The sequence below is a fragment of the Caballeronia sp. INML1 genome, from assembly GCF_023631085.1.
Lineage (GTDB): Bacteria > Pseudomonadota > Gammaproteobacteria > Burkholderiales > Burkholderiaceae > Caballeronia > Caballeronia turbans.
This window is the reverse complement of sequence record NZ_JALQDT010000051.1, coordinates 608,153-630,012: the sequence shown is the minus strand read 5'-3', so window position 1 is coordinate 630,012 and position 21,860 is coordinate 608,153. Positions and strand designations below refer to the sequence as shown.

Here is a 21,860-nt window from a genome sequence, read left to right as displayed (position 1 = left end):
ATCGGTCACTCGCTTTCGAGAACGGCAGACGGAAACGCATTCACGCCGAGGATCTCCTCTGCCGGGAGCGGCCGACTCAGAAAATAGCCTTGCACGAAGTCGCAACGCGCCTCGAGCAACGCGTCGAGTTGCGTGACGTGCTCGACGCCCTCGGCGATGACACGCACGCCCAGACCGTGCGATATGTCGATCATCCCGCGCACGATCATCTCGATGGAGTCGTCGGTCGCCATGCGCCCGATAAACGACCGGTCGAGCTTCAGCATGTCGGGCGCGAAGTCGGCAAGGTAGCGCAGGCTCGAATAACCGGTGCCGAAATCGTCGATCGCCACGCCCACGCCGAGTCGCCTGAGCGCTCTGAGCGTCTCCTGCGCGAGCGCGGGATCGTCCATTAGCGCGCTTTCGGTGATTTCGATGTGCAGGCTGGAAGGCGACACGTCATGACGGCTCAACGCGTCGTGGATGACATCGACGATGCGGCGGCCGCCGAACTGCCGCGCAGACACGTTGATCGAGACACCGAGCGGCGTGGCCGTCTTTTGCCGCCATCGGGCGAGCTGGCTCAGCGCCTGTTCGATGACCCAATCGCCGACCGGAACGATGAAGCCGCTCTCCTCCAGAATCGGGATGAACGCGCCTGGAGGAATCAGGCCTCGCGTCGGGTGACGCCAGCGTATGAGCGCCTCGACGCTATGAACGCCGAGCGAGCGGGCGTCGTAAATCGGCTGATAGTGAAGGACGAACTGGTTTTCTGCGAGCGCCGCAGGCAGGTCCCGTTCGAGTTCGAATTCGACGATGCGCTTCATGGCGTCTTTCGCGGCGAAGCAAAAGCCGTTGCGTCCGGCCTTTTTCGCGGCGTACATGGCGATGTCGGCACTCGTCAGCAGCGCTTCGTGATCCACGCCGTCGTCCGGAAACACGGAAACGCCGATCGATGCCGTCACACACGCGCCGCTGCGGCTCGCCTGTCCGCTTTCGGCTATTCCCCGCAGCACGGCCTCTACCTCGCGCGACAGAGCGTCCTTGTCGGCCGGGGCGGCGACGAGCGCCGCGAACTCGTCGCCTCCCAGACGGGCGACATAGGCATCTGGCGGCAGCACAGCCTTGATGGTGTGACCGACCTCCCGCAGCAGCCGGTCTGCAGCGGTGTGGCCGAGGGTATCGTTGAGCACCTTGAAGCGGTCCAGGTCGATGAACATCAGCCCGAACGGCAGCCCGGCAGCGCATAGCGCCTCGATGCGACGCACGAGCGCGCAGCGGTTCGCGAGGCCCGTGAGCGCGTCGGAGTAGGCGAGACGGTCGAGCTCGGCCAGATGCTCGTGCTCGACGGTCACGTCCTCGCTGATGCCGACGATATGCGTCACGGCACCCGTTTCGCTGCGCATGGGAAAGCCGGTGCTGCGTATCCAGCGAACCTGCCCGTTCGCGCGTCGAATACGGTACTGGATGCGGCCTTCAGCCGACTCCGCGACGATCCGGTGCATCTCCGCCTGCAACGCGGGAAGGTCTTCCGGCAGGACGAGATCGAGCCAGGCGGCGGGATGGGCGTGAAGCACCGCCGGCTCGATGCCGAACACGGTCCGGGCGCCCGCACTCACATGATGAAAGTAGGTGAAGTCCGCGCTATAGGAGTAGAACACCATGCTGACGTGCGCTTCCATCTCCGACATCAGCTGCTCCTTGGCGCGCAGGTCGATGCTGAGCGTCCGTTCGAGCGTGACATCGGTGGAGGCGCAGAGCAGCGCGAGCACGCGGTGCTTGCGCGCATCCATGATGGGGATGAGGCGCGAATGCCACCATTTCGGCTGTCCCTGCGTCGTCGCGCACGCGCCTGTGAACGCGGTCCGGGCGCCACGCAATGCGCCGTCGAACGCAACACGGGCGGCGCTGGCGTCTTCGCCGGACCAGAAGCCGAGCCAGTTTGCGCCCGCCAGCGCCTCGGGCGACGGGGCCTGCATCAGCTCGGCGCCGAACTCCGAAATGCGCAGCATGTGGCCGTTCACATCGAGGAGCTTCATGCACTCGCGATTGGCGTCGAGCAGCGCGCTCGCGAGGGCGTGCGCGGCGACCGCACGCGCCTCTTCACCTCGCAGGTATCGCCAGCCGAGCGCGAGGACGCCGGCGCCGGCGCCCGCAGCAAGCAACAGCCGCACGCCAGGCGACAGGTCGCCGAGCATCTGAAAGATTATCGACGCGACGCCGCAGCCCGCCATCGCGATGAGCATGAGACCGGGAACGCGCGGCGACACGCCCCGGGCGTGGCGCGCAAGGACGAAAGACAGGAATTGCTGATTCTGCGGGACAGCGCTCGGCGCCGCGGCTCTGTCCGTGGCACTCGCACCGCTCTCATCCGGCATCGGGCGGAATGCGTCGTTCATTCGTGGGACGGGGTCTCTGTAATAGTGCGTCGGTTCGATCGGGCGAACCGCACGGTTCAACGTATCTGCGTTAACGTCAACAACGCCGGAAATCTTGCGGGCTGATCGCCGCGAAATGTTCAGCGTCACGATCGAAGCGGGAAGCAATTACCGACAACGGCGTGCCGATTGGCAGAGGCCCGATGAGTTGCCGGTCTCGTAGTGCATCGAATGACCGCGGCACGATGGTTGCGTCAGCAGCGTGCAAGCTTCGCAATCCGGCGGCGGCGATGCCGCATAACAGGAGAAAGGTCATGGATGATCAGAAAGAGCAAGACCGCATTCGTCGTCGCGCCTATGAGATTTGGGAGCGCGAGGGCTCGCCTGACGGACGCGCCGAGGAATTCTGGCAGCAGGCGATAGCATCCATCGAAGCCGAGGATGCGCAAGGCGCTACGAGCGGCCAGAACACGAACGGTGACGCTGCGCAGGAAGCCGGGGAACAAGCCCGAGCGACCGGACGGTAAACGCCTCTCCTGATTCATCAGAAGAAAAGGCGTGGCGTCGCTTGTTATGGCACACGCTGCTTCGAAAACGCGGCGCCGACAAGGCGGTCCAGTGTTCCGTTTTGGTCTACGGATTGCTGATCCGTTGCGTCGGCCGGTAGTCGCCAACGAGAACGGAGAAGACAGAGTGGACATCCCGAGACAGGTCGTGTCGTTTCTCAGCTCTCGCGGCCTGATGCTCGCGACGGCCGAGTCGTGCACTGCGGGCCTTATCGCTTCGCTGATCTCATCGGTGCCGGGAAGCGGAGCTTGCCTCGATGTTGGCTTCGTGACTTATTCGCCGACTGGCAAGGCGGGCTTCCTCGGCGTACGTGAAGAAACGATGAAGCAGCACGGACTGACAAGCGAGGCGGTCGCGCGAGAAATGGCCGAGGGCGCGCTGGCTCAAGAGGCGTGCTGTGCGGATGTTGCCGTGTCGAATACGGGCGTCGCCGATGCGCCTCCCGGAAACGACGGCCCGCCGGCCGGCACGCAATGCTTTGCCTGGTCTTACAAGCTGCGCGACGGTCGCATCCAGACTTTCAGTGAGACCAAGGTCTTCGAGGGTGAACGCAACGAAGTCCGAAAAGCTGCCGCGCTGTATGCGTTATCGCGCATCGAACACCATTTCAACGAGATGCGGCAAGGCTGAGCGAACGAACAGGGAGGCGAGCATGCACGAAAGCAGGAGTGAATGGCAACAATGGCAGCAACAGGTCATCCGCGAACTCGGCATCGCCGGCGATTTCGATGTGGATGCAGAGCGCGAGCGTCGCATCTCCTTTCTCGCCGACTACCTGTTTTCACAGGGACTCAAGACGTACGTGCTCGGTATCAGCGGCGGCGTCGATTCTTCGACGGCGGGACGTCTTGCGCAACTGAGCGTCGAGCGGCTTCGTGCACGCGGCTATGAGGCTCACTTCGTCGCTGTCAGACTGCCCTATGGCGCGCAGCGCGACGAGAAAGACGCGCAGCTCGCGCTTCAGTTCGTGCGTCCCGACGAGACGCTGACCGTCAACGTGAAGGGGCCATCGGACGAAATGTTGTCATCGTTAAAGCAGGGCGGCGCACAGTACACCGATGACTTCCAGGAAGACTTCGTGCTGGGAAACATAAAGGCACGCGAGCGGATGATCGCGCAATACGCGATAGCGGGCGCGCGGCGCGGCGTCGTCATCGGCACGGATCACGCGGCGGAGTCCCTCATGGGCTTCTTCACGAAGTACGGCGATGGCGGCGCGGACGTGCTGCCCCTGTCGGGACTCACGAAGCGTCGCGTGCGCGCGCTTGCGCGTTCGATGGGTGCGGCAGACTCACTCGTCATGAAGGTTCCGACCGCCGATCTCGAGACGCTCACGCCGCAACGACCCGATGAGGAGAGCTACGGCATTACCTACGAGGACATCGACGATTTTCTCGAGGGAAAGGAAGTAAGCGAGGAGGTGCTTCTCACGATTCGGCGCTTCCATACCGCAACGGAGCATAAGCGTTCGCTTCCCGTCGAGGTGCCGTCAGGCGGCGCGGCGGGCGTTTGACAAAGTGCCGAAGCGACCGCTTCGGCCGACGTCCCTGTAGACAACGGAGCAAGCGTTGAACCGCGAGCGGATCAAACGCATGCTCCGAACGATGGAATCTTATGCCTTCGACCGTAGAACGCACGCGCAAGCCGCTCGACCGACAACTGGAAAATGCGCTGCGTAGAGTATTCGGCTTTCCGCATCTGCGGACCGGACAAGAAGACGTCATCCGCAGCGTGATGGACGGGCACGATACCCTTGCTGTCATGCCCACCGGCGCGGGGAAGTCGCTGTGTTACCAGTTGCCCGCACTGCAATTCGAAGGCATGACGCTCATCGTCTCGCCGTTGATTTCGCTGATGCGCGATCAGGCGACGAAGTTGACGCAAGCCGGCATTGCGACCGCCGTCCTGAACAGCGCACTCTCCGCGAGCGAAGCGCGCGACGCAATGGATGCCCTCTCCAAAAACGCGTTGCGCATGCTGTTCGTCACGCCGGAGCGTCTGGTCAGCACGGAGTTCCTCGACGAACTCAAGACGCCGGGCTTCCCCGGGATCGCGCTCGTCGTGATCGACGAGGCGCACTGCATTTCGCAGTGGGGACACGACTTTCGTCCCGCGTATGTCGAGCTCACGCAGGCGCTCGCGCTGCTGGGCCGCCCGCCGGTACTCGCACTCACGGCGACGGCGACGCCCGCTGTCATCGTCGATATCGTGCGCGAGCTCGCGATGCGCAAGGCCAATATCATTCATACGGGTGTCTATCGCGACAACCTGCGCTTCGCCGTCGAGCAGATGACGAACTCCGAGGACAAGCGCAAGCGCGTCGTCGAACTTGCGTGCAGCGAGAAGGGCAGCGGCATCATCTATTGCGCGACAGTCGCGGAATGCGACGCGCTTCATGCGGCTTTGGTCGAAGCGGGCGTGATGGCGCAGCGGTATCACGGCAAGCTCGCGGCGAACGCGCGGTCCGCGTCACAGGACGCGTTCATGGAAGACCGGGCGCGTGTGATGGTCGCCACCAACGCATTCGGCATGGGCATCGACAAGTCCGATATCCGCTTCGTCATCCATGCGCAGATGCCGGGCAGTCTCGATGCGTACTATCAGGAAGCAGGCCGTGCGGGACGCGACGGCAAACCGGCAAACTGCACGCTGCTGTTCGAACTGAAGGACAAGCAGGTGCAGCAGTTCTTCCTGAGCGGCCGCTATCCGAGCGCGCAGACGATCGAACGCGTCGCGCGCACGGTGCGTGAGCTCGCCAACGAGAACAGCGGCAAGACGCTCGAGAAGCCGCTTGCGCGCCTGCGTGAAGCGTTGCCCGACGTGGGCGCGAACAAGCTCCGCGTCGCGGCGACGTTGCTCAACGACATCGGCATGACGCGACGCACGCGTCACGGCGGCATGAAGCTGATCGATGAGGACGGCAGCAAGGCCGCCGCGAGACTCGACGAAGCATCGAATGCTTATGTGGCGCGAGCGGAGCGCGACCGCGCGGTGCTGGAAAGCATGATCGGCTATGCGCAAAGCGCCCGGTGTCGATGGCGCATCCTGCTCGATTATTTCGCGCACGACACGGATGAAGCACGCGCGTGCGAAACGGTCTCCGCCTCTGGCGCGCATTACGTCATGCCCGGCGACGAACTCGAGGGAAAGACCTGTGGGGAGTGCGACAACTGCCTGCATCCGCCCGAGGTCATCGAAAGCCCGCGCGAGCTTGTCGAACAGGCCCGGTTGAAAGGCGGGGCAAGACCGAAGCGGACGGTGCCCGCATTCGAGCGGGGCGAGCGCGTCCTCGTGCGGCGCTATGGCGAAGGTGTCGTGGAAATGGTCAGCGGCGAAAGCGTGGCCGTGCGTTTTCCTCACGATGTGACGCGCACGTTCATCGCGCGGTATCTGAAGCGAAGTGGCGCTGCGTCATCCTGAAGCCCCCAATAGCACGAAGAAATCGACCGCGCGATGGGCAAACCCGTCTAACATGCAACGAAGCCGCTCCGGTTCGACGCGTCGCGCATTCTGGCGCGTGCATTGCTATGAACGACTATCGAAACACTCGTGCGAACCGCGTCTGCATGTGCAGTGTTCGCGCAAACGGAAGGTGCAGATGAACCGCAAATTTCGCCTTGTAACGATTGTCACGCTCGCGTGCGCCTGCATGTGGGGTGGCGCCAATGCATGGGCCCAGCAAAACGGGGGGCCGCCGGGCAATGCGTCAACGCGCGGCGAGTCCGGGAAGTCCGCCGGCGTGGAGGGCGGCGCGGGTGCGGCGGGCCAGTCGGGAACGGACCCCGCCACGTTGAGCCGCACCGAAGAACAGCGCGTTCAGAACAAGAACGCGCAGGGCGCATCGGCTTCTTCCGACACCCGCAAGCGCAAGGACTGGAAGGAGTGACGCCGGGCGTATCGACCGATGCAGCGCGTACCCAGGTGCGCCGCCGCATCGTTGCCGACCTGTGGCGCGCGGTGTGGGCGTGGCGTTATCAGACCGCCGCCGCCATCGTCCTGATGATCGGCGCGCGGCTCGCGGTCGTAGCCGTGCCGTTGATGCTCAAGCGCGTCATCGACGAGTTCAGTCATCCTGCATCGGCCGTCGTCTTTCCTGTCTTTCTCGTGCTCGCCTACGTTCTGTTGCGCTATCTCGGCGACGTGCTGAACGAGGCACGCGACGTGGTGTTCAGCATCGTCACGCAGCGCACCGTGGCGTCCTTTGCAGAGCGAACGTTCGCTCATCTTCATGCCCTGGGCGCGCGCTTTCATGCGCAGCGCGAAACCGGCGCTGTCGTGCGGGACGTGCAAAAGGGCGCGGACGGCGTCGGATTTCTGCTCGGCACCGCATTCTTCACGATCGTGCCGGTGGTGATCGAAATCGGCACGGTCGTCGCCGTGATGATGAGCAGTTATGCTATCGAATTCATTTCGATCATCGCCGCGACGTTCGTGCTGTATTCCGTATGGACCCTCATCTTCACGCGCTATCGCATGCGCTTCCAGCGCGCGGTCAACAAGCTCGAGGCCCAGTCCGACAGCCGGCTCGTCGATAGCCTGCTCAACTATGAAACCGTGAAGTTCTTCGCGAGCGAGCGCATCGAAACGAACCGGCTCACGAGCGTGCTGGACGATTGGGTGCATGCGCGTGTCGCCAATCAACGCGCGCTGACGCTGCTGCACGTGGGGCAGAGCACGATCATCGCCGTCGGCATCGCGGCGGTGATGCTGCGCGCCGCGCAACAGGTCGTCGCGGGCACGATGAGCGTCGGCGACCTCGTGCTGGTGAACGCGTATATCGTGCAAGTCTGCAACCCGCTCAACACGCTCGGCTTCGTGTTTCGCGAGACCAACGACGCGTTCGTGAACGTCGAGCGCATGTTCAACATTCTTCTGTCGCGCGGCCGCGTGCGCGAGGATGTGGACGAGGCAGGGGCGCAACCGCTCGTCGTGACGGCGGGTGAAATCGAGTTCGATCATGTCGAGTTCGGCTACGATCCGGCGCGGCAGATTTTGCGCGACGTCGATTTTCGCGCGCATCCAGGCAAGAAGCTCGCCGTAGTCGGAGGCAGCGGCTCAGGCAAGTCGACGCTCGTGAAGCTGTTGTTCAGGCTTTATGAGCCGACCGCGGGCGCGATACGGATCGACGGACAGGACCTCGCGCACGTCACGCAGAACAGCCTGCGCGAGACTATCGGCATCGTGCCGCAGGACACGGTGCTCTTCAACGATACGATCGCCTACAACATCGGCTATGGCCGTCCCGAGGCCACGCGCGCGGATATCGTGCACGCCGCGCGCGCCGCACAACTCGATGGCTTCATCGAGCGCCTGCCGGATCACTACGAGACCCGTGTCGGCGAGCGCGGCGTGCGGCTCTCGGGCGGCGAACGTCAGCGCATCGCGATCGCGCGCGCGATACTGAAGAATCCGCGCATCATCGTGTTCGACGAGGCGACCTCCGCGCTCGATACGCGTTCTGAACGCGCGATCCAGAACGAGCTGGATCGTCTCGCGAAGGGACGCACGTCAATCGTCATCGCGCATCGGCTCTCGACCGTGGTCGATGCGGACTGGATACTCGTGATGGAGCACGGGCGTATCGTCGAGCAGGGACAGCACCATGAGCTGCTCGCACGCGACGGCGTGTATGCGCGCATGTGGTCGCTGCAGTGGCAGCAGGGCGAGCTGGAGCACGCGCAACGAAAGGTCTCGGCGCAGGCGGTCGGGCTCGACGCGATCGTCGCGGGCGTCGTCGATGCGCTGCACGAAGAGATCGCGGCGCGCGGCGTGAATCTATATACCGTCATCACCGAGCCGGGCTTGCGCGTATCCGGCGATGCGAGTGTGCTGCAGCAGATCGTCGCCGAGTTGTGCCGCGCGCAGATGGGCGCCGCGATGCGCGGTGAGCGCATCGAGTTGCGCGTGTTCCGCGAAGGCAATCACGCGAGCCTCACAGTGATGGGACAACGCCCGAATCCCGCGGATCTGTCGCAGCAACAGGTGCGGCGTCTCGAGAACGCATTGACGGAGTCAGGCGGCAGCCTGGCTGTGCGCTATATCGACAAGCACGTCGCCTATGTCGCGACGATGCCCTTGCGCCCGGTGCTCGACGATACGGCCACCGCCGAAGCCGCGCACGACGATGCGCTCGCCGGCGTCACGGTGATGGTGCTCGACGATCAGGAGGAAGCACGCGATGCGCTGGAGGGTGTGCTCGAATCGGTCGGTGCGCATGTGGTGTTGTGCGCATCGGGCGATGAGGCACTCGCGAAACTGCGAGCGCTGCCGGGCGCGCAATGGCCCGACGTGTTGCTCTGCGATATCGTGCTCGGCGGCGAGCAGGACGGCTATGAAGTCCTGCGACGCGTTCGTGAGGAAGAGGCGAGCCGTGGGGCGTCGCTCGGCGAACGCATGCCCGCGATCGCGCTGACGGGACATACGCAGGCCGAAGCGCGCTCACGCGCGCAAGCGGCGGGCTTTCAGGCGCATCTCACGAAGCCCGTGCCTGCGCCGAAGCTGATCGGGACGATCGGTGCGGTGACGGCGCGCACGGACTAAATGTGCTGCGCCGCGCGCGACTCCGACGCTTCGATGATCTGCCGGAAATGTTGCGCCGTGCGCTGCAGCCCTTCGTCGAGCGGCGTCGTCGGCGACCAGCCGAGCGCCTCGCGCGCGAGCGCAATATCCGGCTGTCGATGCCATGGATCATCCATCGGCAAAGGCTTGAACACAATCTCCGACGACGAGCCCGTCAACGCGATGATGCGCCGCGCGACCTCGAGCATCGTCAGTTCGTGCGGATTACCGAGATTCACCGGGCCCGTCAGTTCGTCGGGCGTATTCATGAGGCGGATGAACGCATCGACCATATCATCGACATAACAGAACGAGCGCGTTTGCGTGCCTTCGCCATACACCGTAATCGGCTGGCCCGATAACGCCTGCATCATGAAGTTCGAAATCACGCGCCCGTCCGACGGATGCATGCGCGGCCCATACGTATTGAAGATGCGCGCGATCTTGATCGACAGCCCATGCTGCCGCCGGTAATCCATGAAGAGCGTTTCGGCGCAGCGCTTGCCTTCGTCGTAACACGAACGCGGCCCGATGGGATTCACATTGCCCCAGTACGCTTCCTGTTGCGGATGCACGTGCGCGTCGCCATAGACTTCGCTCGTCGACGCCTGGAAGATCTTCGCGTGGACGCGCTTGGCGAGCCCGAGCATGTTGATCGCGCCGTGCACGCTCGTCTTCGTCGTCTGCACCGGGTCGTGCTGGTAATGGATCGGCGAAGCGGGGCACGCGAGGTTATAGATTTCGTCCACCTCCACATAGAGCGGAAAGGTGACGTCATGGCGCATCAGCTCGAAGTTAGGGCTGTCGAACAGATGCGCGATATTGTCCTTCGTGCCGGTGTAGAAGTTATCGACGCATAACACGTCATGACCTTGTGCCACGAGTCGCTCGCACAGATGCGAGCCGAGAAAGCCTGCGCCGCCCGTCACCAGAATGCGCTTTCTATAAGCTTCTTTCATGTTCAAATGTTCCCGTGATGATGCGTGCTAGCTGCATACGTGGCGTAGCGCTTCGTCCCAGTCGCGGGCGAAGCGGGCGATGTGAAAGCGTTCGAGCGCAGTCCGTCGAGCGCCTTCGCCGAGACGCCGTGCTTCAGCGGGATCGCGCAGCATCTGCTGCATGGCGTCGATGAGCGCATGCGTATCCGTATGGACGAAGCCGTTCTCACCGTTGCGGATCACGGTGGCGAGTTCGGTCGTCGCGAGTCCGACGATCGGCATGCCGATCGTCATCGCCTCGACGATCGCAAGCCCGAGACTCGTCCAGCGAATCGGGTTGAAGAAGAAGCGATATCTGGCGCTGAACGCCGCAAGCTCCAGGTTGCCGATCTCGCCGACCCCGCCCGCCGATTGCGCGTCCATGCCAACGAGATCGAGCGGCACGCACGCGGCGGCCTGCGCATAGACATCGTTCCCGAGTCGCCTGCCGCGCTGACGCAGATGATTGATCACCGCGATGCCGCGCTCCAGCTCACCGCTGTAGCGCACGTGTTCCGGCACCACCACGCCATGTTCGATGACGCGCGTCGGGGTGTCGCCGCTGTCCCACATCAGCCGGTTGAAGTGCGTGACATGCACGAGCAGCGTGTCGCGCTCCTGCACCCAGTGCTTCTGCTCGAAGGGATTTTCCTGCGGCGGATCGTGTTCGATATAGACACGCGGCAGGCGCCGTTGCGCGTCGGTGAGAAGGTTGAGACGGTCATCGTCCCATTGTCGTTTGTGCTGAAAGAGGACGACGTCGAATGACTGCGACGGCACCTCGCTCGCCGGCATTTCATGCACGTTCGCCCCGAAGGGCAACGCGCCCGCCGTGCCCGCGTATCCGGGCGGATAGCCGGGGCGCGTGACGAGATAGAAGTCGTGCGGCGCCTGGCTCAGGTAATACAGGTAATTGCCGTGGATATGCCATGTGAGCACTCGCAGGCGCCGTGAACTAGTCGTGGGCATGAAAAACCGCCTCCTGCAGATGTGCGAATGCGACATCGAGCACGCTTTGCACGCTTACGTTCAGCGCGCATTCGTGGTGGTAAGGGCATTCGCGGAAGGCACAGGGCCGACATGCGGGCCAGTCTGCGAGCACACGATGACGCGTGTGATCGAGTGGTGCCCAGCGCCGCGTATCGCTGCCCGATGCAATCACGACGCTCGGCGTGCGCATCGCCGCGGCGACATGCGAGAGCCCTGTGTCATTGCAGACGATGAGCCTTGCCCGCGCGACTAGCGCGGCCAGCGCTCCGAGCGACGTCCGCCCGGCGAGATCGATGGCATGCGCGCCGGCGTCGCGTGTCACGCATGCGGTGAGATGCGCTTCGCCCGCGCTGCCGGTGATGGCAACCTGCCAGCCCGCGTCCGATAGCGCGCGCGCCACTTCGCCGAAGCGTTCGACGGGCCATCGGCGCGAAGGCAACTGCGCGCCCGGATGCACGACGATGAGCTTGTCCTGGTCTATCGCACAGGCATCGACGAGCGCATTGCATTCGCGTTCGTCGTCATCGGTCAGCGGGATCTCGAGATCGAGCGTGCGAACGTCGATGCCGAGACGTTCCATCAAGGCGGTGTATCGCGCGGGCTCGGGCAAGTCATCGGGCCACGGCATGAAAACGCCTTCGCGCATGGCTTCATCGGGCTTCAGAAAGCCCGCGTTCAGATGTGCACCCATGCCCTCGACGATGTCGTTCGCGACGCCGCCGCTGCCGTGCAACTGAATCGCGAGATCGAAGCGCCGCTCACGCAGCGCGTGCAGAAACGCGGGAAGATGCGCATCGGTCTCTTCCTGTTCGGGAAAGCCGATGGCACCGGGAAACACGATCAGCTCATCGAGCAGATGCCCGTACCGCTCGACGAAACGCGCGGCCCAGGGCAAGCCGGCCAGTGCGATACGAGCATGCGGAAACGCCTGCCGCAACGCGCGCAACGCGGGCACGGCGCACAGCATGTCGCCGAGTTGCAGCGCGCGAAAAACGACGATGCGTTCGACCGGCTCGATGTTCATAAAAAGAACACCCTGAACTTGAACGCGCCGCGAATGCGCCAGTAGATCGACAGAAACGGAATGATCGCCGACGTGCAAAACATCTCCGCGATGTGCGCTGGCGTGCGCGCGGTAGTCCTGAGGCGTTGCATGCAGAACCAGATCGTCATCGCGATCCATGCGAGCGCCGCGACGATTGCAACTTGCGATGCGCCCGCCGCCAGCGATACGACCGCCGCCACGAGTGCCGCGAGCATCGCATAGTAGAGAAGCGGCGGATGGCGCCGTATCCGCTCGCGAAACAGCGTGCGATGTTTCTTGTAGAGCAATGCGTCGAACTGACTCTTCTTCTGCTGCGACAGGCTCACGCCCCAGCGCGCGGGCCGCACGGGATGCAGCACCATCGCATCGTCGGCGCGTGCGATGACGAGTCCCGCTCGCATCAACGCGAAGTGCAGATCGGAGTCTTCACGCCATGCGGACGTGTAGCGCGCATCGAATCCGCCCGTGCGTTCGAGTGCGGCGCGTGTTGCGAACGCATTGGCGGTCGCGAACTCCGCGTTCGCGAGTCCGGCCGCGTCGAGTTCGTAGTCGGTCGGGCGCTTCGGCAGCGGCACGACGATACGCCCTGAGACGGCGTCCGCGCCGGCATCGAGCGCGCGCATGCCGTTCGTGAGCCATTGCGGATCGGGGATGGTGTCGTCGTCGGTGAACGCGATGCGTCTTGCAAGCGATGCGCGCCAGCCCGCGTTGCGTGCGCCCGCCGGGCCTTGCGTCGCCGTCACCGGTACATAGCGGATTTTCGGCCCGCTTGGCGCATGCAAGGCGGCAAGACGCTGCACGCATGCCTTCGTTGCTTCGTCGGGTCCGTCGTCGCATACGATGATCTCGTAGCGCGACGCATCGTATGTTTGCGCGGCAATGGCGCACACGCAGCGCTCGAGCATCGCGGGACGGCGATAGGTCGGCACGATCACCGACACGTCGGGGATGAAACCGTCGCGTGATGGAACGGGCGCCGCCGTCGCGTTCATCTCCGCGTTTTCGAACAGACCGGCATACGTGCTCATGCGCGCGCCCCCGGCTTCTCGATGAGAAATGAACCGATCACGAGCGCATCGAGCGGTGACGTCCAGAACGATTCGAGCGCATCGCGCGGTGTGTTTACCATCGGCTCGCCGCGCGTATTGAACGACGTGTTGACGAGGACCGGCACGCCGGTGCGCGCCTTGAACGCGGCGATCAGGTCGTAATAGAGCGCATGCTGCGCACGATTGACGGTCTGCACACGGGCCGTGCCGTCGATATGCGTGACGGCCGGTATGCGTGCTTTCATCTCGTCACGCACGTCGAACACGAACAGCATGAACGGTGCGACGCGCGCATCGACGAACCAGTCGGCCGCATGCTCTTCCATTACGACGGGCGCCACCGGACGAAAATCCTCGCGGTCCTTGATTTCATTGAGACGCGCCTGCATCGACGCGTCGAGCGGCGAGGCGAGAATCGAGCGCGCGCCGAGCGCCCGCGGCCCGAACTCCGTGCGACCCTGATACCAGCCGATCACGCGGTTCTGCGCGAGAATGTCGGCGGTTTCTTCAGCGATGTTCGTGAGCTTGCGATAAGGTGCGCGCGTCCATTTCAGGAACGCTTCGATCTCTTCATCGCCGTATTCGGGGCCGAGATAAGCGTGGTCCATGCGCCACTTGCGGCTGACATCGCCCGCTTTGGCACGCTCGCGATAGTCGGTCCACAACGCGGCGCCGAGTGCCGTGCCGGCGTCGCCGGCGGCGGGTTGTACCCAGATTTCCTCGAAGGGTCCGCGATCGCGCAGCCGCGCGTTCATCACGCAGTTGAGCGCGACGCCGCCCGCCATCGCGAGATTCGGCAAACCGGTGCGCTCATGAAGCCACTTCGCGAGTTCGAGCGCGGTTTCTTCGAGCACCACTTGCAGCGAATGCGCGATATCGAAATGATGCTGTGTGAGCGGGCCGCCACGTTCGCGCGGAGGACCGAATCGTTCGACGAGACGCGGTGCATCCACGGTATAGCTGCCATCGTGCCGATACTTCACGATTTCCCGAAACTGGTCGACGTAAGCGGGCTTGCCGAACGACGCGAGCGCCATTACCTTGTATTCGTCGGACGAGTGAAGAAAGCCGAGATAGCCCGTCACGGCTTCATAAAGCAAGCCGAGCGAATGCGGCAGCTCCACTTGCTTCAGCCGCCGATACTCGCCGTTCACGAATTGGCCGAGGCTCGTCGTGACGCCTTCGCCGCGTCCGTCCATCGTGAGGACGGCGGTGTCGTCGAAGGGCGCCGCGAGGAACGCGCTGGCTTCATGACAGAGATGATGATCGACGTGGTGCCATGCAAAGCGCGGCGCGCGTCCGCCGCTTGCAAAGCGCCGTTTCAGATGATGCGGCGCGCCGTCGAGCAACTGCGCCTTCGCGTTGACGATATAGCTGAGAAACAAGGGGTCCCACGGCGATTCAGAAGGATTGTTGCTGGGCTGAGCCGACGGCATCATCGGTAACGCGATGCTCGCTTTCACCTCCTTCGGCATGCCCGAAAACAGTTGCGGATCGTATGAATACGCGACGTGATCGACATCGGCCAGTTCGATGCCCGCTTCCTTCAGGCAATAGTCGATTGCATCGAATGGAAGCTGCCACGTCGAGAACGGCACGGGGCGCTTGGCATGCTTGACGTGCGTGAAGCGTTCGTCCTCGGCCGCCGCGACGACGACGCCGTCCTTGACGAGCGCAGCCGCACTGTCGTGATAAACGGCATTGATTCCAAGTGTGTACATGGTTAGCCGGTCCGTATTGACGAGTTGATATGCAAGGGATGTGTTTCGATCAGTTCGAGCACCGCCGACACGACTTCATCCACGCCGACGCCTGCGAGGCACGCGTGATGTCCTTCGGGGCACACGCTGCGATAGCACCAGCGGCAAGGCACGTCGTGATAGAGCACGCGATGCGGCGTTTGCCACGGCATGTGCTGCGGATTCGTGAGCGCATACAGATCGACGACGGGCGTGCCGAGCGCCGACGCAAGATGCACCGGGCCGCTGTTATTCGATACGAGCACGCGCGCGCGTTGAATCAATGCGGCGAGTTCGCCGAGTTCTAGCGCGCCCGACAGGTCTATCGCGCCTGGATTTGCAGCGCATGCATCGCGGCACAGCGCGCCTTCGCTGCGTGAGCCGGTGACGAGCACCGGCCATTGAAGCTGCGTGCGCAATCGCTCGATCACTTGCGCGAAACGCTCGACCGGATATCGACGGGATGCAGCGCTTGCGCCCGGATGCACCACGACGAATGGCGCATGGAGATCGACATCACGCGCGCGCAGCTTTTGTGCAAGCGACATCGCATCCTCGGGCCGCACGTTGAAGCGCATGCGCGTATCCGACGTGCGCGCGCCGACTCGTTCGACGAGCGCGAGCTGACGTTCGACTTCATGCCGCGTGCCTTGCTGCGGCTCGGTCTCGGGCACCCAGTCGGTCAGAAGTCCATAGGGGTTCTCGCGACAATGCGCGAGCCGCAGCGCAATGCCGGCGAGATGGCACAGCATCGCGGCGGGCAGCGGGTTCTGGCTGTATACGCTGAAGATCACGGCTGCATCGAAATGCGCCGCGTTGAGACGCGCGCGCATCGCGAGATCCACAAGGGCGTCGATAGGCGCATCCTGCTTGACCCACGGCGCGTCGTATTCGATCACGTCGTCGATCGCATCGATGAAGGGCGCTGCCGCCTTGCCCGCGCGCGATGCGAGCAAGGTCAGATGGCGCCCGGGCTGCGCCGTGCGCAAGGCGTGCAGCGCGGGCGTGGTCATCAGCACATCGCCGAGGTTGTCGAGCCGGATGCAAAGAATGCGCTTCACGTCCGCGCCCCAGTCACGCGCCTGATTCGCCGCGCTTTTGCGCGCATGCGCCGCGACGACCGGAGGCAACGTCGATGAATTTACCGGGTCGCGCTTCATGCCGGACACTCCGCGTTGACGATGGCTATCGCAGCTTCGTGCATGTCCCTCACGACGATATCCGGCTCGCGTCCCGGGCCGCGCAGCCATTCGGTCTCGTTGCCGTTATCGATGAGCACGCTGCGGCAGCCCGCGCGCCTGCCCGCTTCGACGTCATCGAGTATGTCGCCGATGAACCAGCTTCGCGACAAATCGAGGCGATGCTCGCGCGCCGCGCGCAGCAGCATGCCGGGCGCGGGCTTGCGGCATTCGCAAACACGCGTGAATTCAGCGACGATGCCTTGCGGATGGTGCGGACACCAATAGACGCCCTCGATTGCGGCGCCCGCTTCGGCTGCGAGTTCGTGCATACGGGTCTCGACGCCATCGAGCGCATGCCGTTCGAACTTGCCGAGTGCCACGCCGCTCTGGTTGCTGACGACGAAAAGCGGCACGCCGCGCGAGGCGAACAGACGCAGCGCATCGAACGCGCCGGGGGCAAGACGCATCATCTTGGGATCGACATTCCAGGGCACGTCTTCGAGCAGGGTGCCGTCCTTGTCGATGAAGATGGCGGCGCGCGGCATCGGGGGCAAGGACGTCATCGCGACGCTCCGCCCATTGCCACGCGCGCCGCGGCCTGCGCGTCCTCGCCGCTCACGCGCGCATAGACGTCCGCGAGCGCCTGCGCGACATTCGACCAGGTGAACATCGCGCTGGCGCGTGCAAGGCCCGCTTCGCCCATGCGGCGCGCGAGCGCCGGATCGCGTTTGAGCACGGCGATCGCATGTGCGAGCGCGGCGGGATCTTTCGGCGGGACGAGCAAACCCGTTTCACCGTGCGCAACCGAATAGCGGATACCGCCCACGTCCGCGCCGATGACCGGCCTGCCGCACGCCATCGCCTCCAGCGGCGTAATGCCGAAGGGCTCGTACCACGGCGTCGTCACGAATACGTCGGCCGCGTTATAGAAGTGCTTCAGCTCGGCGCGTCCATGACGGCCGGCGAAATGCACATGCGTCTCGACGCCGCATTCGCGCGCGATGCCACGCAGACGAACGATCTCCGGTGTCGCGATCTCGTTGGCCTCGTCGGAATTGCCGCCGACCACGTAAAGTTCGGCGCTTTCGCCATGTTCCGAACGGCACACGCTGAGCGCGCGCACTACGTTGTCGACGCCCTTGCGTGGCACCATGCGCCCGAGTTGCAGCACGATGAAGCGGTCCTGCGGCCAGCCGAGACGTTCTCTTGCCGCTGCTTTGTCCAGCGGGTGAAACTCGACACGGTCGAAACCGCACGGCACGAGATCGATGCGGGCGGGATCGGCATCGTAGAGATGGATCAGGTCGTTTTCGTCCTGCGGGCATTCGGCAATCACCGAGTCGGAACGCCTTACCAGTTCGTCCTCGATCTCGAAGCGGGCATTCGGAAAGCCGTCCGATTGGCCCTGATGCAGCCGTCTCACGCGCCCGAGCGCATGAAACGTCGTGACGAGCGGAATGCCTAACGCATCCTTGATGCGCAAACCAACGACGCCCGACATGAAGAAATTCGCATGCACGATCGCATACGGCTGCGCTTCTTTCTTCATGAAGTCGATCATGAAGCTCGCGAACGCGTCCATGTACGGTAGAAGCTGCTCCTTTGGCAGTTGCACGGGCGGCCCTGCCGGTACGTTTATCACGCGGATGTTTTCGAAGCGTGAGACGAGCGGCAATAAGGAGCGATCGCAGCGCGTGAACACGTCGACATCGTGACCGATGCGCACGAGCTGGCGCGCGACATTCGCTACATAGATGTTCTGGCCGCCACTGTCCACGCCGCCGGCAACAGCCAACGGCGAAGCATGTTCACTGATCAATGCGATTTTCACGGGAGCCCCCTTGTCATACGATCCCCATCGGCGCGCGTGCACGGTGCACAATCGCGTGGATCAGTCATCGGCTTTCAGCATTCGACGTGCCACTCGTTGTGCTGGTCGAAAGAACTACGAAACGATTTGCGGTTCGTTGCGAGACGAACCAAATATCGTTTGGTCCGACGCGCGAGACATGGACGCTTTTACTCGATGCGTGTAGAACGGAAAGGGCGTGGCTCGTCTGTCTCTGCCTCGCGGCGCGCGTCGTCGTCGAGGACGAGTTGCCGCATGGACCGCACGCGTTCGCCGATCACACGCCGCTTGCTCAGCGCCCATGCAATGCTGGCGATGAGCAAAGGCACGTCACGCAACGGCGAGCGTTCGGTGAGCATCGTCTGGAGCGCGTCGAGCGTGGCGCTCAGTGCTTCGGGCAGCGGCAGACGCATCCAGGCCACCCATGCGGCGTTGCGCGCGAGCAGCCTGCGCCGCTGTGCGCTGTCGCGCAGCGCAGACGGGTGATGGTGAATGACCAGTTCCTCGATATAGATCATCTCGTAGCCCGCCGATAGCACATCGAGTGAAACGAGCGTTTCCTCTCCTCCGATGAAAAGCCTTGGCTCGTAGCCGCCCACTTGCCGGAAAACGTCCGTTCGAAAGACGCATGCGCCCGCCATATACCCGATGAGCGCGGGTGCGGGCAGCACGGCGCTGCGAAGCGGGCTTTCGCGCATACGCTCGCAGGTCTCGTCGACCGCGCCCTGTGCGCCGACGACGACGCGCGCATTCAACACCGCGACGCGCGGCGCGGCATCGAGTATCTCGACCGCGCGCGAGAGCGAGCCTGCGCTCCACCAGACGTCGTCGTCGCAGAACGCAACGTATTCCGTCCTGACGCGCGCAACGCCGAGGTTGCGCCCGGCCGCGCCGAGGTTCGCCGGTGCGACGACGAGCTCGACGAAGGGAAATCGTGCCGCGATGCGGGCGGCTGTCCCGTCCGTGGAGGCATTGTCTACCGCGACGATATGGACGCGATCGGGAAGCGCGGCAAGTCTTGCAAGGGTGTCGAGCACCTGATCGGCACGGTTGTAAGTCAGGACGACGACCGAAATCCGAGCGGGACTTCCCTCCAAACGCATGGCTCGTTCAGCGGTCATGGCGCACGGGTTGAAGTGTCCAGCAGCGCTCGGGGGCGAAGACGTCGTCGTAGCCGTTCGGTCCGAAAGCGCGGAGCTGGCTCGCGTAGCGGCTTACAGCGCGTTGCTTCGCTGCGAGATTGCGTGCGAGCGCGTTGGTGTCGATGCGCTCGGAAACGGGCGTCGCGGTGATGCCGTCTTGCGCCAACTCAGCCAGGCGCGACTGCACGAGGCCGTTCATGCGCCGATAGAGCGCGTCTTCGTAAGCGATGCACGTTAGCGCAGGGTCGGCGCGCCAAGCCTCGCGGCACGCGTCATGCACGAGACGGTGATCGGAATGAAAGAGACCGAGCGGTATATAAAGCGTCGGCAACGCCTTCGCGCGGATCACGCCGGCCAGCGCCGATGCGATTTCCTCGGGTGACGCGCTGGCATCGCCCGCGTACTGGGAATCCAGAAGGTTCAGATGAACTGGACGCGCGCCGAGCGCGTCCAGCGCGGCGGCATCTTCTGCGCGGCGCTCATGCATCGCCTGATGCGCGTTGGCGAAGCCGCATTGCGTGTCCCAGTCGGTTACGACTGCCTCGCCGGGCGCGCCTGCGAAGACGGTGCAGACCACCGCGCCCGGCGAGGCGGCGAGCGCCGCGCCGCAACTGAACACGGCGTCGTCGAGATGAGGAGAAATCACCAGCATGAGGGTCGCATCCGTGGTTGGCTGCGCAGCGTTGCGCAATGGCCGTGCCCCGGCGGTGCGCGACCTTCACGGCTTGAGCACGACCTTGATGCAGCCATCCTCCTTGTCACGGAATGTCTTGTACATTTCAGGGCCATCGGCGAGCGAAACACGGTGCGTGATGACGAAGGACGGATCGATCTGGCCTTCCTGAATGCGGTGCAGGAGATCGTCGGTCCAGCGGTTCACGTGCGTCTGGCCCATGCGCCATGTGAGTCCCTTGTTCATCGCCGCGCCGAACGGGATCTTGTCGATCAGCCCGCCATAGACGCCGGGCACTGAGAGCGTGCCCGCGGGACGGCACACATAGATCATCTCGCGCAGCACGTGCGGACGGTCGGTCTCGAGCATCACGGCCTGCTTTGCGCGATCGTAGAGGGCATCGAAGGAGCGCGTCGCATGCGACTCCATGCCGACCGCGTCGATGCACTTCTCGGGTCCCTTGCCCTGCGTGAGGTCCTTGAGGCGATCGAGCACGCTCTCTTCCTTGAAGTCGATCGTGACGGCGCCCGCTGCGCGCGCCATCGCCAGACGCTCCGGTACGCGATCGATCACGACGACCTGCTTCGCGCCGAGCAGAATGGCGCTGCGCACGGCCATCTGTCCGACAGGGCCCGCGCCCCAGATCGCGACCGTATCGGTCGGTTCGATTTCGCATTGCACGGCCGCCTGCCAGCCGGTCGGGAAGATATCGCCGAGAAAGAGCACCTGCTCGTCGGAAAGGCCATCGGGAATCTTGACGTGAGTCTTGTCCGCGAACGGCACGCGCACATATTCGGCCTGTCCGCCGGCATAGCCGCCCGTCAGGTGTGTGTAGCCGAAGAGGCCCGCCGTCGCGTGGCCGAAGACCTTGTCGGCCTCGTCCTTGTTGCGGTTGCTGCGCTCGCAGACGGAGAAGTTGCCGCGTTTGCATTGATCGCATTCGCCGCAGATGATGGTGAACGGCACCACCACGCGCTCGCCGATCTTGAGCGCGGAGTTCTCGCTGCCCACCTCGACGACTTCGCCCATGAATTCGTGGCCCATGACATCGCCGGACGTCATGCCGGGCATGAAGCCGTCGAACAGATGCAGATCCGAGCCGCAGATCGCGCACGTTGACACCTTGATGATCGCGTCGCGCGGATGCTCGATGCGCGGATCGGGCACCGTTTCGTAGCGGATGTCTTTCTTGCCTTGCCAGATGAGCGCTTTCATGAGCTGTGTCCTTCAACGTGAGCGATGCGTGATATGAGCAATACACGTACCGCCCGCTTCGTCGCCCAGGGGTTTGGTCGCCATGCGCGAGCGGGTGTTACGTCGTACTGTGATGTACTCGACAACTGCATCAGGCTCGCGCACGTAGCGGGCCTGCTATGCGAAAAGAAGGCGATATCGTCAGGGAAAAAGGGTCATGCGCGACCGACATCGCGATGAAAACTGGCGCAAGGCGGGCGCGGCTATTGCTCGAATCCCACGCGAACCTCGTTACAGAACGAGCGAAGGCGGGCACGCTGGGGGTGGTCGGCGTATATCCGCCGAACGATCGCTTCTTTCTGCTCGAGGCCGCGATGAACAAGAATCTCACCGTCAAGATGGGCAACTCCAACCATCGTGCGATCACGCCCGCGCTCATCGAGCGCGTGCGCAACGGCTCGTTCGACCCGTTGCATTCGATCACAGGCAGCCGGGATGGATAAGGTCGCACTGACTCCCGCCGCGTGAATGCCGCGCGG

The 21,860-nt window shown here is 63.8% G+C and carries 19 protein-coding genes and 1 pseudogene; 7 read left to right on the top strand and 13 right to left on the bottom strand.

Going from position 1 to position 21,860, the window contains the following annotated elements; translation table 11 throughout:
• Nucleotides 1–5: 5 nt before the first annotated feature.
• On the bottom strand, nucleotides 6–2,378 hold the full coding sequence (locus tag NCR38_RS19060) for a bifunctional diguanylate cyclase/phosphodiesterase (protein WP_250477468.1): 2,373 nt from the start codon (nucleotides 2,376–2,378) through the stop codon (nucleotides 6–8).
• Between the two features lie 76 nt (nucleotides 2,379–2,454).
• Nucleotides 2,455–2,673 carry a hypothetical protein gene (locus tag NCR38_RS19055; protein ID WP_143756325.1) on the bottom strand — a complete coding sequence of 73 codons (219 nt, stop codon included), beginning with the start codon at nucleotides 2,671–2,673 and terminating at the stop codon, nucleotides 2,455–2,457.
• Here NCR38_RS19055 and NCR38_RS19050 point away from each other — a divergent pair.
• The 6 genes from NCR38_RS19050 (at nucleotide 2,672) to NCR38_RS19025 (ending at nucleotide 9,464) form a co-directional block, all read left to right on the top strand.
• Nucleotides 2,672–2,884 carry a DUF2934 domain-containing protein gene (locus tag NCR38_RS19050; protein ID WP_086961023.1) on the top strand — a complete coding sequence of 71 codons (213 nt, stop codon included), beginning with the start codon at nucleotides 2,672–2,674 and terminating at the stop codon, nucleotides 2,882–2,884. The two genes, NCR38_RS19055 and NCR38_RS19050, sit on opposite strands and share 2 nt — an antisense overlap.
• A 166-nt stretch (nucleotides 2,885–3,050) precedes the next feature.
• The gene (locus tag NCR38_RS19045) at nucleotides 3,051–3,554 is read left to right on the top strand and encodes a CinA family protein (RefSeq protein WP_061117976.1); all 504 of its coding nucleotides are present in this window, start codon (nucleotides 3,051–3,053) and stop codon (nucleotides 3,552–3,554) included.
• 22 nt (nucleotides 3,555–3,576) lie between these two features.
• The gene (nadE, locus tag NCR38_RS19040) at nucleotides 3,577–4,437 is read left to right on the top strand and encodes an ammonia-dependent NAD(+) synthetase (protein WP_061117977.1); all 861 of its coding nucleotides are present in this window, start codon (nucleotides 3,577–3,579) and stop codon (nucleotides 4,435–4,437) included.
• A gap of 101 nt (nucleotides 4,438–4,538) precedes the next feature.
• On the top strand, nucleotides 4,539–6,344 hold the full coding sequence (locus tag NCR38_RS19035) for an ATP-dependent DNA helicase RecQ (RefSeq protein ID WP_061117978.1): 1,806 nt from the start codon (nucleotides 4,539–4,541) through the stop codon (nucleotides 6,342–6,344).
• Between the two features lie 178 nt (nucleotides 6,345–6,522).
• Nucleotides 6,523–6,810: a hypothetical protein gene (locus tag NCR38_RS19030; RefSeq protein WP_143756326.1), complete on the top strand. Its 288-nt coding sequence runs from the start codon at nucleotides 6,523–6,525 to the stop codon at nucleotides 6,808–6,810.
• Complete coding sequence (locus tag NCR38_RS19025) at nucleotides 6,807–9,464, top strand: ATP-binding cassette domain-containing protein (RefSeq protein ID WP_061117980.1); 2,658 nt, start codon at nucleotides 6,807–6,809, stop codon at nucleotides 9,462–9,464. The genes NCR38_RS19030 and NCR38_RS19025 overlap by 4 nt, the downstream gene beginning before the upstream one ends.
• Here NCR38_RS19025 and NCR38_RS19020 read toward each other — a convergent pair.
• The 11 genes from NCR38_RS19020 to NCR38_RS18970 form a co-directional block, all read right to left on the bottom strand.
• Complete coding sequence (locus NCR38_RS19020) at nucleotides 9,461–10,441, bottom strand: UDP-glucuronic acid decarboxylase family protein (protein WP_061117981.1); 981 nt, start codon at nucleotides 10,439–10,441, stop codon at nucleotides 9,461–9,463. The genes NCR38_RS19025 and NCR38_RS19020 overlap by 4 nt on opposite strands.
• 27 nt (nucleotides 10,442–10,468) lie before the next feature.
• Nucleotides 10,469–11,428 carry a glycosyltransferase family 4 protein gene (locus NCR38_RS19015; protein WP_061117982.1) on the bottom strand — a complete coding sequence of 320 codons (960 nt, stop codon included), beginning with the start codon at nucleotides 11,426–11,428 and terminating at the stop codon, nucleotides 10,469–10,471.
• Nucleotides 11,415–12,473: a glycosyltransferase family 9 protein gene (locus NCR38_RS19010; RefSeq protein ID WP_061117983.1), complete on the bottom strand. Its 1,059-nt coding sequence runs from the start codon at nucleotides 12,471–12,473 to the stop codon at nucleotides 11,415–11,417. The genes NCR38_RS19015 and NCR38_RS19010 overlap by 14 nt, the downstream gene beginning before the upstream one ends.
• A complete protein-coding gene (locus NCR38_RS19005) occupies nucleotides 12,470–13,486 on the bottom strand; it encodes a glycosyltransferase family 2 protein (RefSeq protein WP_061118134.1) in 1,017 nt (338 codons plus the stop codon). The genes NCR38_RS19010 and NCR38_RS19005 overlap by 4 nt, the downstream gene beginning before the upstream one ends.
• Nucleotides 13,487–13,518: 32 nt before the next feature.
• Nucleotides 13,519–15,264: a carbamoyltransferase C-terminal domain-containing protein gene (locus NCR38_RS19000; RefSeq protein ID WP_061117984.1), complete on the bottom strand. Its 1,746-nt coding sequence runs from the start codon at nucleotides 15,262–15,264 to the stop codon at nucleotides 13,519–13,521.
• A 2-nt stretch (nucleotides 15,265–15,266) separates the two neighbouring features.
• Nucleotides 15,267–16,442 (bottom strand): glycosyltransferase family 9 protein, encoded by a 1,176-nt coding sequence (locus tag NCR38_RS18995; RefSeq protein ID WP_061117985.1) that lies wholly within the window; start codon nucleotides 16,440–16,442, stop codon nucleotides 15,267–15,269.
• On the bottom strand, nucleotides 16,439–17,008 hold the full coding sequence (locus tag NCR38_RS18990; protein WP_061117986.1) for an HAD-IIIA family hydrolase: 570 nt from the start codon (nucleotides 17,006–17,008) through the stop codon (nucleotides 16,439–16,441). The genes NCR38_RS18995 and NCR38_RS18990 overlap by 4 nt, the downstream gene beginning before the upstream one ends.
• 14 nt (nucleotides 17,009–17,022) lie before the next feature.
• Entirely contained in the window at nucleotides 17,023–18,294 is a 1,272-nt protein-coding gene (locus NCR38_RS18985; RefSeq protein ID WP_061117987.1) for a glycosyltransferase family 1 protein, read from the bottom strand.
• A gap of 188 nt (nucleotides 18,295–18,482) precedes the next feature.
• Nucleotides 18,483–19,415 (bottom strand): glycosyltransferase family 2 protein, encoded by a 933-nt coding sequence (locus NCR38_RS18980; RefSeq protein WP_061117988.1) that lies wholly within the window; start codon nucleotides 19,413–19,415, stop codon nucleotides 18,483–18,485.
• Between the two features lie 7 nt (nucleotides 19,416–19,422).
• Entirely contained in the window at nucleotides 19,423–20,106 is a 684-nt protein-coding gene (locus NCR38_RS18975; RefSeq protein ID WP_061117989.1) for a PIG-L deacetylase family protein, read from the bottom strand.
• A 66-nt stretch (nucleotides 20,107–20,172) separates the two neighbouring features.
• The gene (locus tag NCR38_RS18970) at nucleotides 20,173–21,342 is read right to left on the bottom strand and encodes a zinc-dependent alcohol dehydrogenase (protein WP_061117990.1); all 1,170 of its coding nucleotides are present in this window, start codon (nucleotides 21,340–21,342) and stop codon (nucleotides 20,173–20,175) included.
• 281 nt (nucleotides 21,343–21,623) lie between these two features.
• Between NCR38_RS18970 and NCR38_RS18965 the strand changes: the two are divergent.
• A pseudogene (locus tag NCR38_RS18965) lies at nucleotides 21,624–21,806 on the top strand (glutathione-dependent formaldehyde dehydrogenase); the annotation flags it as partial.
• Between the last annotated feature and the right edge of the window lie 54 nt (nucleotides 21,807–21,860).

Coding starts and splice junctions, on each gene's coding strand:
- NCR38_RS19060 (WP_250477468.1), bottom strand. CDS start 2,378: ATGAACGACGCATTCCGCCCGATGCCGGATGAGAGCGGTGCGAGTGCC.
- NCR38_RS18980 (WP_061117988.1), bottom strand. CDS start 19,415: ATGCGTTTGGAGGGAAGTCCCGCTCGGATTTCGGTCGTCGTCCTGACT.
- NCR38_RS19030 (WP_143756326.1), top strand. CDS start 6,523: ATGAACCGCAAATTTCGCCTTGTAACGATTGTCACGCTCGCGTGCGCC.
- NCR38_RS19000 (WP_061117984.1), bottom strand. CDS start 15,264: ATGTACACACTTGGAATCAATGCCGTTTATCACGACAGTGCGGCTGCG.
- NCR38_RS19050 (WP_086961023.1), top strand. CDS start 2,672: ATGGATGATCAGAAAGAGCAAGACCGCATTCGTCGTCGCGCCTATGAG.
- NCR38_RS18990 (WP_061117986.1), bottom strand. CDS start 17,008: ATGCCGCGCGCCGCCATCTTCATCGACAAGGACGGCACCCTGCTCGAA.
- NCR38_RS18995 (WP_061117985.1), bottom strand. CDS start 16,442: ATGAAGCGCGACCCGGTAAATTCATCGACGTTGCCTCCGGTCGTCGCG.
- nadE (WP_061117977.1), top strand. CDS start 3,577: ATGCACGAAAGCAGGAGTGAATGGCAACAATGGCAGCAACAGGTCATC.
- NCR38_RS19015 (WP_061117982.1), bottom strand. CDS start 11,428: ATGCCCACGACTAGTTCACGGCGCCTGCGAGTGCTCACATGGCATATC.
- NCR38_RS19020 (WP_061117981.1), bottom strand. CDS start 10,441: ATGAAAGAAGCTTATAGAAAGCGCATTCTGGTGACGGGCGGCGCAGGC.
- NCR38_RS19035 (WP_061117978.1), top strand. CDS start 4,539: ATGCCTTCGACCGTAGAACGCACGCGCAAGCCGCTCGACCGACAACTG.
- NCR38_RS18970 (WP_061117990.1), bottom strand. CDS start 21,342: ATGAAAGCGCTCATCTGGCAAGGCAAGAAAGACATCCGCTACGAAACG.
- NCR38_RS19010 (WP_061117983.1), bottom strand. CDS start 12,473: ATGAACATCGAGCCGGTCGAACGCATCGTCGTTTTTCGCGCGCTGCAA.
- NCR38_RS19055 (WP_143756325.1), bottom strand. CDS start 2,673: ATGACCTTTCTCCTGTTATGCGGCATCGCCGCCGCCGGATTGCGAAGC.
- NCR38_RS18975 (WP_061117989.1), bottom strand. CDS start 20,106: ATGCTGGTGATTTCTCCTCATCTCGACGACGCCGTGTTCAGTTGCGGC.
- NCR38_RS19005 (WP_061118134.1), bottom strand. CDS start 13,486: ATGAACGCGACGGCGGCGCCCGTTCCATCACGCGACGGTTTCATCCCC.